This is a genomic window from Zeimonas arvi (assembly GCF_008039575.1).
GTDB classification, from domain to species: Bacteria; Pseudomonadota; Gammaproteobacteria; order Burkholderiales; family Burkholderiaceae_E; genus Zeimonas; species Zeimonas arvi.
In genome coordinates, this window is the sequence record NZ_VDUY01000006.1 from 46,314 (window position 1) to 60,222 (window position 13,909).

Genomic DNA, 13,909 nt, shown 5'->3' on the forward strand with positions numbered 1-13,909 from the left:
GTCCACCGCGAAAGGAGGCAGCATGAACGCTTCGACCGACATCACCGGCGCGACCTGCAGGGTCGTCGACGGCGCCACGCCCTATCGCAGCGAGCAGGGAACCGTCTACGCCCCGGGGATCAGCGCCGAGACCGTGGCCTCGACCTCGTTGTTCCTCGGCCTGGTCACGCTCCCGCCGGGCGAGAGAACCCGGGCGCATGTCCACGAGCGCCACGAATCGGCCTTCTACATGCTTTCGGGCGACGAGGTCGAGCTGTGGAGCGGCGAGGGCCTCGCGCATCGCGCGCTCGCCCGGCCCGGCGACTACCTGTTCGTGCCGGCCAAGGTGCCGCACGTTGCGGTCAACCGGAGCGCCGTCCCGGCGGTGTTCGTGGGGGTGCGCAACGAAGCGACCGCGCAGGAGAGCGTCTCGATGCGACCGGAGCTCGATGCCCTGGTGCCTTAGCGGGACGCCGGTCGGGGGCGGCCGAGAAGTCATGTGAAGATCGTGCTCGTTGCCGCGTGACGCGTCCCAGGAGACCCCGATGAAGAAGAGCCGCAGGGTGCCGGCCAGCCGGCTGAGATCCATGCTCTCGGACGGGCAGGAGATCGCCTTCCTCGACGTGCGCGAGGAAGGCGTGTTCAGCCGCGGTCATGCGTTCTGGGCGGTGCCCGCGCCGTTCAGCCACCTCGAGCGCCGGCTCGGCCTGCTGGTGCCGAGGCTCGGCACCCGTATCGTGCTGACCGACGGCGATGGCGGCGAGCTCGCGCGGCGCGCGGTCGAGCGGATTTCAGCCTGGGGCTACGAAGACGTGTCGATGCTCGAGGGCGGCCTCCAGGGCTGGCGCGCGGCCGGCTTCGAGGTGTTCTCGGGCGTGCACGTGCCGAGCAAGGCCTTCGGCGAGGTGATCGAGCATCGCGACGGCACGCCGAGCATCGATCCCGCCGAGCTCCTTGCCTGGCGGGCCGAGGGACGACCCGTGGTCGTGCTCGACAGCCGGCCCTTCGACGAGTTCCATCGCTTCAGCCTGCCGGGCGGGATCGACTGTCCGGGCGCCGAGCTGGTCCACCGTGCCTTCGGCCTGGTCGACGAGGCGACGACGATCGTCGTCAATTGCGCCGGGCGCACGCGCAGCATCATCGGGGCGCAGTCGCTGATCAACGCCGGGGTTCCGAACCGGGTCGTCGCGCTGCGGAACGGAACGGGCGGCTGGCACCTCGCCGGCGAGACGCTCGCGCACGGCAGCCGGGCGGTCGCACCGCCCCCGACGCCCGAGGGCCTCGCGCAGGCGATCGAGGCCTCGCGCCGGGTGGCCGAGCGCTTCGGGGTTCGGGAGATCGACGCCGAGCGACTGCGGGCCCTCCAGCGCGAGGCGGACCGGCGAACGCTGTACCTGTTCGACGTTCGCACGCCCGAGGAGTACGAGGCAGGACACCTCTCCGGTTCGCGTCACGCGCCCGGCGGCCAGCTGGTGCAATCGACCGATTTCTATGCCGGCACGCGCGGCGCCCGAATCGTGCTGGTCGACGACAATGGCGTGCGCGCGCGAATGACCGCGTCGTGGCTCAGGCAAATGGGCTGGGAAGAGGCCTGCGTGCTCGGCGGCGGGCTGCGGGCCGCGGGGCTCGCGCTCGAGAAGGGGCCCGGGCCGGCGGCCACGCTCGGCGGCGACGGACTCCCGGCCTGCGAGAGCGTCTCGGTCGGCGAGCTGCAGCGGCTGGTCGATGCGGGCGCGGCGGTCGTCCTCGACCTGGCCAGCAGCCTTCGCTATCGCGTGGGGCACATCCCGGGGGCCTGGTTCGCGGTGCGCGCGCGCTTCGGCGAGGCCTTCGCCAAGCTGCCCCCGCAAGGCGAGCTGGTGCTCGCATCGGACGATGGCGATTTCGCCAGGCTGGCCGCCGCCGACGCGATCGCGGCCGCGCCCGGGCGAAAGTTGCGCGTGCTCGCCGGCGGCACGCGGGCCTGGGCAGCCGCGGGCCTGCCGCTGGCCACCGGCTTCGAGCGGCTCGCCAGCGAACCCGACGACGTCTGGTACAGCCCCTACGACCACGACGAACTCGGCAAGGCGATGACCGAGTATCTGAGCTGGGAGGTCGGCCTGGTCGGACAACTCGAGCGCGAGGGGATCGTCTTCCCCGACTTCCCGGTACGGCCCTGAGCCGGGACCTTCGGCGATCGAGGTCTTCGGCTACACTTGCGCCTGCCCGGTGGCCGCTCTCGGTCGCCGGTGTTCTGCTGGGGGTGCTGCGCGCGAACCTGCCTGTCTGCGCGCGGCTGAGAGCAAACCCTTCGAACCTGATCGGGGTAATGCCCGCGCAGGGAAGCCACCATGACGACGATCGCCCGCAACACCGCCCTCATTCCGCTTTCCGCCGCCGAGCGCCTGTTCGGCTGGCGCGACCACGCATCGCTCTGGCTGAGCCTGGGCGTCGGCTTGCTGGTGATGCAGGTCGGCTCCTTCCTCGTGCCGGCGCTGGGCACCCAGGCCGCGATGCTGGCCATCGTGGCGGGCTCGGTGCTGGGCGCCGGCCTGCTCGCCTGGACCGCGAAGCTCGGCTGCGACAGCGGCCTGTCGAGCGCGGGGCTGATGCACGCGGCCTACGGCAGCAGCTTCGCCCGCCTGCCGGTGCTGCTGAACATCGTGCAGCTGATCGGCTGGACCACCTTCGAGATGGTCGTCATGCGCGACGGGGTGCTCGCGATCGGGCAGCGGGCCGGCGTGGCGCTGCCGCTGGCGCTCGTCACCATCGCGTTCGGCCTGCTGCTGATCGGGCTGCTGACCGGTTCGATGGTCACGCTGGTTCGAAAGTTCATCGGCCGCTTCGCGCTGCCGCTGGTGATCCTGTCGCTGTTGTGGCTCAGCTGGCAGTTCCTGGGCAAGGCGCAGGCCATGGGCTGGAGCGAGATCTGGAACCGCGGCGGCTCGGGCGGCATGAGCACGATGGGCGCGCTCGACCTGGTGATCGCGATGCCGATCTCCTGGCTGCCGCTGGTGGCCGACTTCTCGCGGCACGGCCGCGACGGCGCGAGCGCCTTGCGCGGCACCTGGCTGGGTTACGCGGTGGCCAACGCCTGGTGCTACACGCTGGGCGTGCTGGTCGCGCTGACCACGCCTTCGACCGACCTGGTGGCCGCGCTGCTGCTGGCGCAGGGCGGGCTGATCGCGCTCGGGCTGATCCTGGTCGACGAGGTCGACAACGCCTACGGCGACCTGTACTCGGGCTCGGTCGCCGGGCACAGCCTGGTGCCGAAGTGGGGGACCCGGGCCTGGGGCATCGCGCTGGCGGTGCTTTGCACCGGGCTGGCGATGGTGCTGCCGATGCACAGCCTGGAGCCCTTCCTGCTGATGCTCAGCTCGGTCTTCGTGCCGCTGTACGGCGTGATCCTGGGCCGGCTGGGCGGCCGGGGCGACGTGGCGAATCTGGTCGGCGCCGCGCGGGTCAACCGCGGCGCGGTGGCGATCTGGCTGCTGGGCGTGGCCTGCTTCCACCTGCTGCCGCAGGTGTCCACGCAACTGGGCTCGGCGCTGCCGACGCTGGCGCTCACCTTCGTGCTGGCGCGCTTGTCGCGGTAGCATCGCGGGATGATCCCGCTCTCCGTACTCGACCTCGTTCCCATCCGCGTCGGCGACACGCCCGGCGACGCGCTGCGCAACACGCTCGACCTGGCCCGGCATTGCGAGCGCTGGGGGTATCGCCGCTACTGGATGGCCGAGCACCACAACATGACCGGCATCGCCAGCGCGGCCACCTCGGTGGTGATCGGCTACGTGGCCGGCGGCACCAGCACGATCCGCGTCGGCGCAGGCGGCATCATGCTGCCGAACCACTCGCCGCTGGTGATCGCCGAGCAGTTCGGCACCCTGGAATCGCTCTATCCGGGGCGCATCGACCTGGGGTTGGGCCGCGCGCCCGGCACCGACCAGGCCACGCTGCGCGCGCTGCGCCGCGATTTCCACTCGGCCGACCGCTTCCCCGAGGACGTGCTCGAGCTGCAGGCCTTCTTCGAGCCGGTGCAGCCGGGCCAGCGGATCCGGGCGGTGCCGGGGGCAGGCCTGCGGGTGCCGTTGTGGATCCTCGGCTCGAGCCTGTACGGCGCGCAGGTGGCGGCCCACTACGGGCTGCCCTACGCCTTCGCCTCGCACTTCGCGCCCGATGCGCTGTACGACGCCATCCGCATCTACCGCGAGCGCTTCCAGCCTTCCGCGCAGCTCGACAAGCCCTGGGTGATGCCGGGCATCAACGTGGTGGCCGCCGACACCGACGAGGAGGCGCGCCGGCTCTTCACCAGCATCCAGCAGCGCTTCGTGGACATGGTCCGCAACCAGCGCGGGCAGCTGTCGCCGCCGATCGACGACATCGAGCGCTACTGGAGCCCCGCCGAGAAGGCCCAGGTCACGCGGATGCTGGCCTGCTCGTTCGTGGGCTCGAAGGAAACGGTGACGCGCGAGCTCGCGCGCTTCGTCGAGCAGACCGGCGCGAACGAGCTGATGGCCAGCGGCGCGGTCCACGACCACGCGGCGCGGCTGCGGTCCTACGAAATCCTGGCAGAGATCGGAAGGAGCTGAGCATGTCCACGATTGCAGCGCGTCCCGACCCCGAGTCCGATCCGCGCGTGCGGGCGGTCTTCGACGACATCCGGGCCACCCGCAAGTCGGATTTCATCAACGCCTTCTGGCGCTACATCGCCTTCGACGCCGAGCTGCTCGAGCGCACCTGGGCGGAGGCCAAGGCCGTGATGGCCACGCCCTCGGCCCTCGATCCGCTGACCAAGGAGCTGGTCTACATCGCGGTGTCGGTCACCAACGGCTGCTCGTACTGCGTGCACTCGCACACCGCCGCGGCGCGCGCCAGGGGCATGACCGACGCCCAGCACGCCGACCTGCTGCGAGTGATCGCGCTGGCGGCGAAGACGAACCAGCTCGCGACCGGGCTGCAGGTGCCGGTGGATCCGGCCTTTGACCTCGGCGCGGGAGCCTGATCCCGGCCGGTCCAGCGACAAGACGGGCCCAAGGCCCGCGCATCGGGCGCGACGCCCGCGAGGAGATTGGGATGAAGAAGTGGACGGCGAGCCTGTTTGCACTTGCCCTGCTGGTCGCCGGCGTGCCCGCAGGCGCGCAGGCCCTTCAGGGCGGTCCCCTGAAGATCGTGGTGCCGTATCCGCCAGGGGGGTCCTCGGACCGCGCGGCGCGGCTGCTGTCGGAGCGGCTGTCCACCGAGATCGGCGTGCCGGTCATCGTCGAGAACCGCCCGGGCGCGGGCGGCAGGCTGGCAGCGCAGCAGGTCCGCAACGAAGGGGCGTCGAACACCTTGCTGCTGGCCAACCCGGCGATCATGGTCGTGGCGCCGCTGGTGTTCGGCAACGTGGGCTACGATCCCGTCAAGGACTACCAGCCGGTCTCGCAGGTCACCAACTACGAGTTCGCGGTCGCGGTCGGCAGCGCGGTGCCGGTACGCGAGTTCGGCCATCTTCTTGCCTGGATGCGGGCCAATCCGGAGAAGAGCAGTTTCGGGGTGCCCGCCACGGGCAGCCTGCCGCATTTCTTTGCCCTGATGCTCGGCGAGAAGACCGGCGTCGATGCCCAGGTGATCGGCTACAAGGGCTCCGCGCCCCTCGCCACCGATCTGATCGGCGGGCACGTGCCGCTCGCGGTCGATACGCTCGACACGCTCGAGCCGCAGCACGCCGGCGGCAGGCTGCGCATCCTGGCGGTGTCGGGCGAGAGGCGCTCGCCGGGGGCGCCGGAGGTGCCCACCTTCCGCGAGATCGGCATCGACCTGGTCGCAACGGGATGGAACACCTTGTTCGCCCCGGCCGGGATGCCCGCGGACAAGATCCGGCTGCTCTCGGAGGCCGTGGCGCGAGTCATGTCCGAGCAGGCGGTTCGCGCCCGGTTCGCGGCCGCGAAGATGGAGCCGGTTTCGGCGAATGCCGCGCGGACCGCCGCCTCGCTCGATGCCTATCGGGCGCAGTGGGCGCCGGTGGTGCAGCGCTCCGGCTACCGGCAATGAGGAACGTCCTCTTCATCATGTGCGACCAGCTCCGGTGGGACCACCTGGGCTGCTATGGCCACCCCTGGCTGCGCACGCCGAATCTCGATGCGCTTGCCGCGCGCGGGGTCCGCTTCGACCGGGCCTTCGTGAACAGCGGCGTGTGTGGCCCGTCGCGGATGAGCTACTACACCGGGCGCTACCCGAGCAGCCATGGCGCCACCTGGAACCGCGTGCCGCTGCCGATCGGGGAGGTCACGCTCGGCGAGTACCTTCGCGGGGCGGGTCGCAAGCTGGTGCTGGCCGGCAAGACCCACGTGATGATCGACCGGGTCGGGCTCGATCGCTTGCGGATCGACGGCGAGTCGGAGCTCGGCACGCTGCTCGCCCGGGGCGGCTTCGAGGAGATCGATCGCTACGATGGCCATCACACCCCGGGCGACGAAAGCGGCTACCCGGCCTTCCTTCGGCGCAATGGCTACCTGGGCGACGATCCCTGGAGCGATTACGTGATCTCCGGGGTCGACGCCGGCGGGAAGGTCGTCAGCGGCTGGCACATGCGCAACGTCGGCCTGCCGGCCCGGGTCAAGGCGGCGCACTCCGAGACCGCCTACATGACCGACCAGGCCCTGGGCTTCATGAAGCGCATGGGCGACGAACCCTGGGTGCTGCACCTGAGCTACGTCAAGCCGCACTGGCCCTACATGGCGCCCGCCCCCTACCACGCGGTGTTCACTCCGGACCAGTGCCTGCCCGTGGTGCGAAGCGAGGACGAGCTGGTGGATCCGCATCCGGTCGTGGCCGCGTACCGGCAGAGCGAGGAGAGCGTCAGCTTCCAGATGGACGCCTGCATCCGCACGGTTCGGCCTGCCTACCAAGGCCTCATCCGGCAGCTCGACGACGAGCTCGGCCGGCTCTTCGAATACATGGAGCGACGCGGGCTGTTCGCGAACACGCTGGTCGTCTTCACCTCCGACCACGGGGACTTCCTCGGCGATCACTGGCTGGGCGAGAAGGAGCTGTTTCACGACACGGTGCAGCGGGTGCCCTTCATCGTCTGCGATCCGGATCCCGCGGCGGATGCGACCCGGGGCACGCACTGCGACGCCTTCGTCGAGGGCGTGGACCTGGTGCCCACGGTGCTCGACGCGCTGGAGCTGGACATCCCCGCGCATCGGATCGAGGGCGAGAGCATCCTGCCCTGGTTGCGCGACCCGGCGAATGCATCGCGCAAGGATGCGGTGTTCTCCGAGCTCGACTACAGCTTCAAGGCCGCCAGGCGGCGCCTTGGCCGCGAGGTCGACAGGTGCTACGCGTGGTCGGTGCGCACGCCGCGCTGGCGATACGTCTACTGGCTGGACGCGCCCGAGCAGCTCTTCGACCTGGAGCGGGACCCGGAGGAGTTCCACGACCTCGGCCGAGACGAGTCGACGGTCGAAACCAGGCGCGAGTTGCGTGGTCGGCTGCTCGACTGGTTCACGCGGCGAAAGCGCAGGACTTCGGTGTCGCACGACTTCGTCGAGGCGGGCACCGACCGCCACAAGCAGGCGGGCGTGTTCTTCGGGCAATGGTAGGGCGCGAACCGGTCCCCGACGGACCGGTTCGCGCAGGGCATCACTTGATGCCGATCGAGGCGACTTCGGGCGTGACCGAGTCGCTTTCCGAGGTCAGCCGCACCCGAAGCTTCAGGTAGCGCCCGACGACCCCTGTCGACTCGGTGTCGTTCTGCACTTCGACGCAGTCGAGCGCGCCGAGCGAGACCTTGTCGTTGGCAGTCCTGATCTCGAAGGCGGCGGCGGTCTTGTCGGGCAAGACCTGGGCGAAGGTCCACACGAATCTTCGTCCAGGCAAAGTCCGCTTCGCCGCCGTCGAAGGTCGCTTCCCAGGTTCCCTGCCGGTTGGTGATCGTGCGCACCACGCGGCCGGTCATGTCGCTGTAGTTGTATGGAGACTGTCCGACAGGGAAGGTGTCGACCACGGCATTCGCGGGGTCTGCGGCGAGCGTGATCCGGCAGGACCGCTCCCGACCGTGCAGTTCGCGATCCGGGCACTGCCGGGCCCGGATTCCGCGGCACGCGCCAGCCGATGCTATCGTTGGCCGATGACCGGTCGGAGAGGGATGGATTGAACCCAGTCGTGCTTCGCGTGCTGTTGGTCGACGAGGACCTCGATCAGGCGGCTGCCTTCCGCGACGCGCTCCGGCGCGCCTACGCGGAGCGAGCCGAGCTGGTGCATTTCGTTCGCTGCGTCGATGCGCGCGAGGCGCTGGTCCGTGATGACGCCTCGGGCGTCGACGTCGCCTTCGTGGGGTGCCGCGGCGCCGAGCTCGCGCTGGGCCTGGTCCGAGTGGTGCGGGCGCGCCACCCGCTGCTGCCGCTGGTCGTCCTGGTCGACGTGCCGGCCGGCCCGGGGGCGCAAGCCGCGATCGACGATGCCGACATCGCTGCGCTTCACGCCGGCGCCGACGACTCGCTGAACCGCGAGGCGCTCGATGCGGGCACGCTGGCCCGGGTGACGCGTTATGCGCTCGAGCGCGCGAAATCCAACCGGCGCCTGCTGGAGTCCGAGCAACGCTACCGCGCGCTGTTCGAGGCCCACCCGCTGCCGTTGTGGTTGTACGAGCCGGGCAGCCTGCGGATCGTGGACGTGAACCCGGCGGCGGTCGAGAAATACGGCTGGTCGCGCGAGGAGCTGCAGGGCATGACGCTTCGCGACCTGCGCGATCCGGCCGAGATTCCCGCGCTGGAGTCGGCGCTCGCCGATCCCGACGCGATCCGGCAGGGCGGGCCGTGGCGTCATCGGACCCGGTCGGGCGAGGAGATCATGGTGTACACCTTCGGGCGCCCCGTGGAGATCGACGGTCGCAAGCTGCGGCTGGTGGCGCCGGTGGACCGGACCGGCGAGTACCGGGCGGTCGAGGCGCTGCGGCAGGCCAACGAGCTTCTGGAGCGGCGGGTGGCGGCGCGCACCGAGCAGCTGGAGGCCAGCGAGCGGCGTTACCGCACGCTGGCCGAGCTCGCGCCGCAGGTGGTGTGGAGCGCGGACACCGACGGCCGGCTCACCTACCTGAACCGGGCCTGGTATGCGATGGTCGGCGGCGCCCCGCCGGACTGGCTCGGCCTGGGCTGGTTCGCAGCCGTCCACCCCGACGACCTCGAAGACGTGCGCAAGTCCTTCTTCGAGGCGCGCGCGGGGGCGAGGTCGATGCAGGGCAAGCGCCGGATCCGTGCCCGCGAGGGCGGCTGGCGGACCACGCTGTACTACGCGGCGCCTGTCCCCGGCCCGGACGGGCGAATCGACCAGTGGATCGGGGTCGACACCGACATCACCGAGCTCGAGCGCAACCGCGAGCTGATCGAGCAGGCCAACGCCGACCTCGAGGCCTTCTCCTACGCGGTGTCGCACGACCTGCGCGCGCCGCTGCACGTGATCCAGGGCTTCAGCGAGGCGCTGCTCAACGGCGAGGTCGGTTCGGTCGACGACAAGGCGTGCGAGTACCTCGGGCGCGTGGTGGCCAACACGCAGAAGATGGGCCAGCTGATCCAGGACATCCTGCGCTTGTCGCGGGTCACCCGCGAGCCGCTGGACTGTTCGGACTTCGACATGATGGTCCTGGCGCGCGAGGCGATGGCCGGCGCGCAGGCCCGCTACCCCGGGCGGGAGTTGGCCTTCGAGGCGCCCGGCAGTCACTGGGTGCGCGCCGATCGCAGGTTGCTCGGCATCGTGCTCGACAACCTGTTCGACAACGCGCTGAAGTTCTCGGCGCGCCGGGCGGTGGCGCGGATAGGCTTCGCGGCACGGGCGCTGCCGCATGGCGTGTCCGAGTTCGAAGTGCGCGACAACGGGGTGGGCCTTCCGGCGCCCTGGCGCGATCCGAGCTTCGGCAGCTTCCAGCGCCTGCATTCCGGAACCGAGTTCCCCGGCAACGGGATCGGCCTGGCCACGGTGGCGCGCATCGTGCGGCGGCATGGCGGCCGGCTCGAGGCCGACGGCGCGCCCGACGGCGGCGCGAGCTTCCGCTTCACGCTCGCGGCCCCGGAGGGCGCGTGATGATCGGCCCCGACCCCGGATGAACCCCGACCCCACATGAGCCACGACCCCACATGAGCCACGACGACGAAAGCCCTGCACCCGCCGCCCGTACCCGGGTGGTCGATGCCGGCCGCCGCTTCGAAACGCGGATCGCCACCGCCAACCTTCCCGTCTCGCGCGCCTCGACCGTGCTGTTCGGCTCCTTGGTCGAGGCCGATGCGGCAGGCCAGGCGACCGGCCGGGGCGAGCGCCACGCCACCACCTACGCCACCGCGGGCACGCCGGGCACGCTGGCCCTGGCCGATGCGCTGGCCGAGGTGGAGGCGCCCGGTCACGCCTGCCGCGCAGCGCTGATGCCCTCGGGGCTGTCGGCGATCTCGACCGCGCTGCTCGCCTTCCTGTCGCCGGGCGACCACCTGCTGGTGTCCGACTCGGTGTACGGGCCCACCCGTGCCTTCTGCGACGGCATGCTCGCGCGCTACGGCGTGCGCACCGAGTACTACGACCCGACGATCGGCGCGGGCATCGCCGCGCTGATCCGGCCCGAGACCCGGATCGTCTACCTCGAAAGCCCGGGCAGCTACACCTTCGAGATCCAGGACGTCCCGGCGATCTGCGCCGAGGCGCGCGCGCGCGGTGTGCTCACGATGATCGACAACGCGTGGGCGTCGCCGGTCTTTTCGCGCCCTTTCGACTGGGGCGTCGATGCGTCCATCCTGCCGCTGACCAAGTACTGGGGCGGCCACTCCGACCTGCTGATGGGCGCGGTCGTGATACGCGAGGAACTCTGGCCCAAGCTCTGGACCGCGGTGCGCCAGCTCGGCGTGTGCGTGGGCGGCGACGACGCCTGGCTGGTGCTGCGCGGCCTGCGCACCGCCGAGGTCCGGATGCGCGCGCACGAGGCATCGGCGCTGAAGGTGGCGCGCTGGCTTGCGGAGCGGCCCGAGGTGGCGTCGGTGCTGCATCCGGCGCTGCAGACCCATCCGCAGCACGGGCTTTGGAAGCGCGATTTCGGCGGGTCGAGCGGCCTGTTCTCCTTCGAGCTGCGGCCCGGGGCCTTCGGCGCCGATGCCGGCGCGGTGCCGCGTGGCCTGGCGGCGCTTTGCGAGCGGCGGCGGCACTTCGGGATCGGCTATTCCTGGGGCGGCTACGAGAGCCTGATCATGCCGGCGAAGATCGGCAGCCTGCGCACGGCCAGGGCCTGGCAGGGGGGGCCGCTGGTGCGGGTGCACATCGGGCTCGAGGACACCGACGACCTGATCGCGGACCTGCAACGGGGGTTCGAGGCCATGCGCCGCGCGCGCGGCGAAGCGCCGCAGGACTGAACGGGCGCTACTCGCGGCCGGTGCACAGGTATTCGAGCAGGGTGGCTTCGCGCAGCGCGCTGCGCATCCGGTGGCGCGCCTCGCCGCGGCCGGCGAACAGGATGCGGTCCCGGAGGGCCAGCGGGGTGTCGCCGTTGGGCAGCAGGGTCTCGCTGCCGTCGCGCAGCAGCATCAGCGTCTGGGCGGGCAGGCGGTCCTGCCGGTTGCGCGGGTCGCGCAGCAGGTCGCCCAGCGTCGGCGGCCGGGCGCCGGAGGCGAGGCGCGCGCTCACCGCCGGCGCCTCGGTCTCGTCGAGCCGGATCGTCCAGGCCCGCGGCGAGCGGGTGCCGACACGCTTGCGCAACTGGTGGATCGCCTCGTCGGCCCAGGCGTCGTTCTTGCCGCGCACGACAGCCAGGAAACGGTCGAGCAGCGGCGTGGTGAGCAGGCCCACGCACTCGTCGGCGATGATCTCGCTGGGTTTCATGACCATGTCGGCGCGGAAGGCGTCGAACAGGACCTGGTTGGCAGCGTCGTTCTGGCGCAGAACGACGAAGATCTTCGGATTGCGCGCACGGGCGAGCGCGGCGATCGCCAGGTTGGTGATGTCGCTGTCGGCGGCCGCCACCAGGCCCACCGCGTCATCGATGCCGGCGCGGGCGAGCACCTCGGTCTCGGTGCCCACGCCGCGCAGCCGCGCGGGCAGGCCCTCGGCCGGATCGGCGTCGCCGTCCTCGTGGGCAGGATCCACCGCGGTGACCTGAAGGCCTTCGGCGATCAGCCGCCGGGCCACCGCGTGGCCGAAGCGGCCGTGCCCGCAGACCACCCAGGGGCCCCGCGGCGGCTGATGCTCCTTCTCGAGTTCGGCGTCGACCGGCGCGGTGAGCCAGCTCAGCAGGCGGTAGCAGCCGGGCTCGCGCATCGCGAGGACCAGTTGCTCGGCGAAGGTGTCGAAAGGGCTGATCACGTGATGGGTGCCGAAGGCGCGCATGCTGGCCACGGTGCGGGGCGACTGCGCGCCGGCGATTACCGGCACGCTGCGGTTGAGCAGCCGCGCGGTGGTGGCGATGGCCAGGTTCGACTCGTCGTCGGGGGTGAGCGCCAGCACGCCGCGGCACAGCGGATGCCGCAGGCCGGCGGTGAGCAGCGCCTGGGGCAGCGCCGCGTCCGCGTGCAGGACGGGCGGGTCCAGCCGAAGGTCCTCGAGTTCGAGCTCGGTGATGCGCCGCTCGTCCTTCTCGACGATCACGAATCGCATGTCGCGCCGGTCGAGCAGGCGGGCCATGCGCTGGCCGGTGTCGCCGGCGCCGCAGATCAGGTGGAAAGGCTCGCGCATCCGGCGCACCTGTCCGGCCAGGCGGATCTGGCCGACGGCCCGCTGGAAGGCCTGGTCCTGGAACAGCGACAGCGCGTTCAGCAGCGCGTAGGTCCAGGAGATGACCGTCAGGTGGATCACGACCATGGCCCAGAGCCGCTGCGCGTCGGAGAAGGCGCCGGGCAGCTCGCCGAAGCCGATCGTGGTGGCGGTGTAGCTGACGAAGTACAAGGCGTGAAAGAAGCTCAGCGGCGGCGCCGGCGAGCCGTCGGCGTTCACGCCAGGAATCAGCGTGAGGCCGAACACCGACACCGCGTAGGACAGCACGATCACGATCAGCGGCGTGCGAAGCCGCCGCAGGACCATCAGCAGGACGCTCCGGGCGGCCAGCCCGGAGCGTTCGCCCGAAGCCTCGGGGCTTCGCTCGGCCATCGGCAGCGCTCCGTCAGCGCCGCAGCGCGAGCGTCTCGCCGATCAGCAACAGGACCGACACGACGTTGGCGAACAGCGCACCGGCAGCCAGCGAGACCACGCTGGCGGTGGCGCCGCCGGTGAGGCCGTCTCCCGACACGTGGACCGCCCAGGTCCAGGCCAGCGCCGCCAGGATCAGCTGCAGGTCGGCGACCAGGCTGGTGGCCAGGTGCACCGCGCCGACCTGGGTGCGGTCGCCGAACTTCATGATCGTGGCGATCAGGTTCACCACGATCGCCGCGAAGAGCTCGGAGACATGGTGGTGCGCCGGATTGTCGATGTCGCCGTAGACGAAGCCGAAGTTCAGCGTGGCCGCCAGCAGGATCGAGAAGCCGAAGACGACCTTGCCCAGGCTCATGCCTGCTCCCCGTAGGGACGGGCGCCGCGCTTGACCTCGGCCATGTCGAGCTCGCGGACTTGCCGCAGGATGTCGGCCAGCGCGCCCTTGGGCAGGGCGCCAGGCTGCTGGAACACGATCACCTGCTCGCGGAAGATCATCAGCGTGGGGATCGAACGGATGCCGAAGTGCCCGGCGAGCGCCTGCTCTTCGTCGGTGTTGACCTTGACGAACCTGGCGTCGGGGTTCTCGTCGGCGACTTCCTCGAACACCGGCGCGAAGCCCCTGCACGGGCCGCACCAGGGCGCCCAGAAATCGATGACGACGATGTCGTTGCCGGTGATGGTGCTGTCGAAGTTCTCGGCGGTCAGGGCTTCGGCGGGCATGAGGGGCTCCGGTGGTGTGGGCGGCGCGCAGTCCGGCAGTGCAGGCGCGTGGACCTACAATTATCCGGCAGCCAGGCAAAAAAAGCCGTAGGAG

The 13,909-nt window shown here is 71.0% G+C and carries 13 protein-coding genes and 1 riboswitch; of the genes, 9 read left to right on the plus strand and 4 right to left on the minus strand.

Going from position 1 to position 13,909, the window contains the following annotated elements; translation table 11 throughout:
- Positions 1–22: 22 nt before the first annotated feature.
- From FHP08_RS14520 to FHP08_RS14550, 7 genes are all read left to right on the plus strand, one after another.
- Positions 23–445 (plus strand): cupin domain-containing protein, encoded by a 423-nt coding sequence (locus tag FHP08_RS14520; protein WP_147705214.1) that lies wholly within the window; start codon positions 23–25, stop codon positions 443–445.
- A gap of 79 nt (positions 446–524) precedes the next feature.
- The gene (locus tag FHP08_RS14525; protein WP_147705215.1) at positions 525–2,138 is read left to right on the plus strand and encodes a rhodanese-like domain-containing protein; all 1,614 of its coding nucleotides are present in this window, start codon (positions 525–527) and stop codon (positions 2,136–2,138) included.
- Positions 2,139–2,207: 69 nt separating this feature from the next.
- A riboswitch (TPP riboswitch) is annotated at positions 2,208–2,319 on the plus strand.
- Positions 2,310–3,554: a purine-cytosine permease family protein gene (locus FHP08_RS14530; RefSeq protein ID WP_147705216.1), complete on the plus strand. Its 1,245-nt coding sequence runs from the start codon at positions 2,310–2,312 to the stop codon at positions 3,552–3,554. It overlaps the preceding riboswitch by 10 nt.
- A 9-nt stretch (positions 3,555–3,563) precedes the next feature.
- Entirely contained in the window at positions 3,564–4,547 is a 984-nt protein-coding gene (locus FHP08_RS14535) for an LLM class flavin-dependent oxidoreductase (RefSeq protein ID WP_147705217.1), read from the plus strand.
- A gap of 2 nt (positions 4,548–4,549) precedes the next feature.
- Positions 4,550–4,960 (plus strand): carboxymuconolactone decarboxylase family protein, encoded by a 411-nt coding sequence (locus FHP08_RS14540; RefSeq protein WP_147705218.1) that lies wholly within the window; start codon positions 4,550–4,552, stop codon positions 4,958–4,960.
- Positions 4,961–5,031: 71 nt separating this feature from the next.
- Positions 5,032–5,991: a tripartite tricarboxylate transporter substrate-binding protein gene (locus FHP08_RS14545; protein ID WP_147705219.1), complete on the plus strand. Its 960-nt coding sequence runs from the start codon at positions 5,032–5,034 to the stop codon at positions 5,989–5,991.
- Positions 5,988–7,544: a sulfatase-like hydrolase/transferase gene (locus FHP08_RS14550; RefSeq protein ID WP_147705220.1), complete on the plus strand. Its 1,557-nt coding sequence runs from the start codon at positions 5,988–5,990 to the stop codon at positions 7,542–7,544. The genes FHP08_RS14545 and FHP08_RS14550 overlap by 4 nt, the downstream gene beginning before the upstream one ends.
- A gap of 40 nt (positions 7,545–7,584) precedes the next feature.
- Here FHP08_RS14550 and FHP08_RS14555 read toward each other — a convergent pair whose 3' ends face one another.
- On the minus strand, positions 7,585–7,803 hold the full coding sequence (locus FHP08_RS14555) for a hypothetical protein (RefSeq protein ID WP_187272314.1): 219 nt from the start codon (positions 7,801–7,803) through the stop codon (positions 7,585–7,587).
- A 291-nt stretch (positions 7,804–8,094) separates the two neighbouring features.
- Here FHP08_RS14555 and FHP08_RS14560 point away from each other — a divergent pair, with 291 nt between their 5' ends.
- Both FHP08_RS14560 and metC read left to right on the plus strand, forming a co-directional pair.
- Positions 8,095–10,020, plus strand: coding sequence for a sensor histidine kinase (locus FHP08_RS14560; protein WP_187272315.1), 1,926 nt, complete (start codon positions 8,095–8,097; stop codon positions 10,018–10,020).
- A 53-nt stretch (positions 10,021–10,073) separates the two neighbouring features.
- The gene (gene metC, locus FHP08_RS14565) at positions 10,074–11,327 is read left to right on the plus strand and encodes a cystathionine beta-lyase (RefSeq protein ID WP_147705223.1); all 1,254 of its coding nucleotides are present in this window, start codon (positions 10,074–10,076) and stop codon (positions 11,325–11,327) included.
- Between the two features lie 7 nt (positions 11,328–11,334).
- Here metC and FHP08_RS14570 read toward each other — a convergent pair whose 3' ends face one another.
- From FHP08_RS14570 to trxA, 3 genes are read right to left on the minus strand one after another with little or no spacing between them, the layout of a single operon-like run.
- Positions 11,335–13,053, minus strand: a complete 1,719-nt coding sequence (locus FHP08_RS14570) for a potassium channel protein (protein ID WP_147705224.1) — start codon at positions 13,051–13,053, stop codon at positions 11,335–11,337.
- A gap of 13 nt (positions 13,054–13,066) precedes the next feature.
- Complete coding sequence (locus FHP08_RS14575; RefSeq protein ID WP_147705225.1) at positions 13,067–13,450, minus strand: DUF6394 family protein; 384 nt, start codon at positions 13,448–13,450, stop codon at positions 13,067–13,069.
- The gene (trxA, locus tag FHP08_RS14580) at positions 13,447–13,815 is read right to left on the minus strand and encodes a thioredoxin (RefSeq protein WP_147705226.1); all 369 of its coding nucleotides are present in this window, start codon (positions 13,813–13,815) and stop codon (positions 13,447–13,449) included. Before trxA ends, FHP08_RS14575 begins: the two co-directional genes overlap by 4 nt.
- Between the last annotated feature and the right edge of the window lie 94 nt (positions 13,816–13,909).

Bases quoted from the DNA above. Each gene is read 5' to 3' on its own strand.
- FHP08_RS14520 (WP_147705214.1), top strand. From the start codon at position 23: ATGAACGCTTCGACCGACATCACCGGCGCGACCTGCAGGGTCGTCGAC.
- FHP08_RS14525 (WP_147705215.1), top strand. From the start codon at position 525: ATGAAGAAGAGCCGCAGGGTGCCGGCCAGCCGGCTGAGATCCATGCTC.
- FHP08_RS14530 (WP_147705216.1), top strand. From the start codon at position 2,310: ATGACGACGATCGCCCGCAACACCGCCCTCATTCCGCTTTCCGCCGCC.
- FHP08_RS14535 (WP_147705217.1), top strand. From the start codon at position 3,564: ATGATCCCGCTCTCCGTACTCGACCTCGTTCCCATCCGCGTCGGCGAC.
- FHP08_RS14540 (WP_147705218.1), top strand. From the start codon at position 4,550: ATGTCCACGATTGCAGCGCGTCCCGACCCCGAGTCCGATCCGCGCGTG.
- FHP08_RS14545 (WP_147705219.1), top strand. From the start codon at position 5,032: ATGAAGAAGTGGACGGCGAGCCTGTTTGCACTTGCCCTGCTGGTCGCC.
- FHP08_RS14550 (WP_147705220.1), top strand. From the start codon at position 5,988: ATGAGGAACGTCCTCTTCATCATGTGCGACCAGCTCCGGTGGGACCAC.
- metC (WP_147705223.1), top strand. From the start codon at position 10,074: ATGAGCCACGACGACGAAAGCCCTGCACCCGCCGCCCGTACCCGGGTG.
- FHP08_RS14570 (WP_147705224.1), bottom strand. From the start codon at position 13,053: ATGGCCGAGCGAAGCCCCGAGGCTTCGGGCGAACGCTCCGGGCTGGCC.
- FHP08_RS14575 (WP_147705225.1), bottom strand. From the start codon at position 13,450: ATGAGCCTGGGCAAGGTCGTCTTCGGCTTCTCGATCCTGCTGGCGGCC.
- trxA (WP_147705226.1), bottom strand. From the start codon at position 13,815: ATGCCCGCCGAAGCCCTGACCGCCGAGAACTTCGACAGCACCATCACC.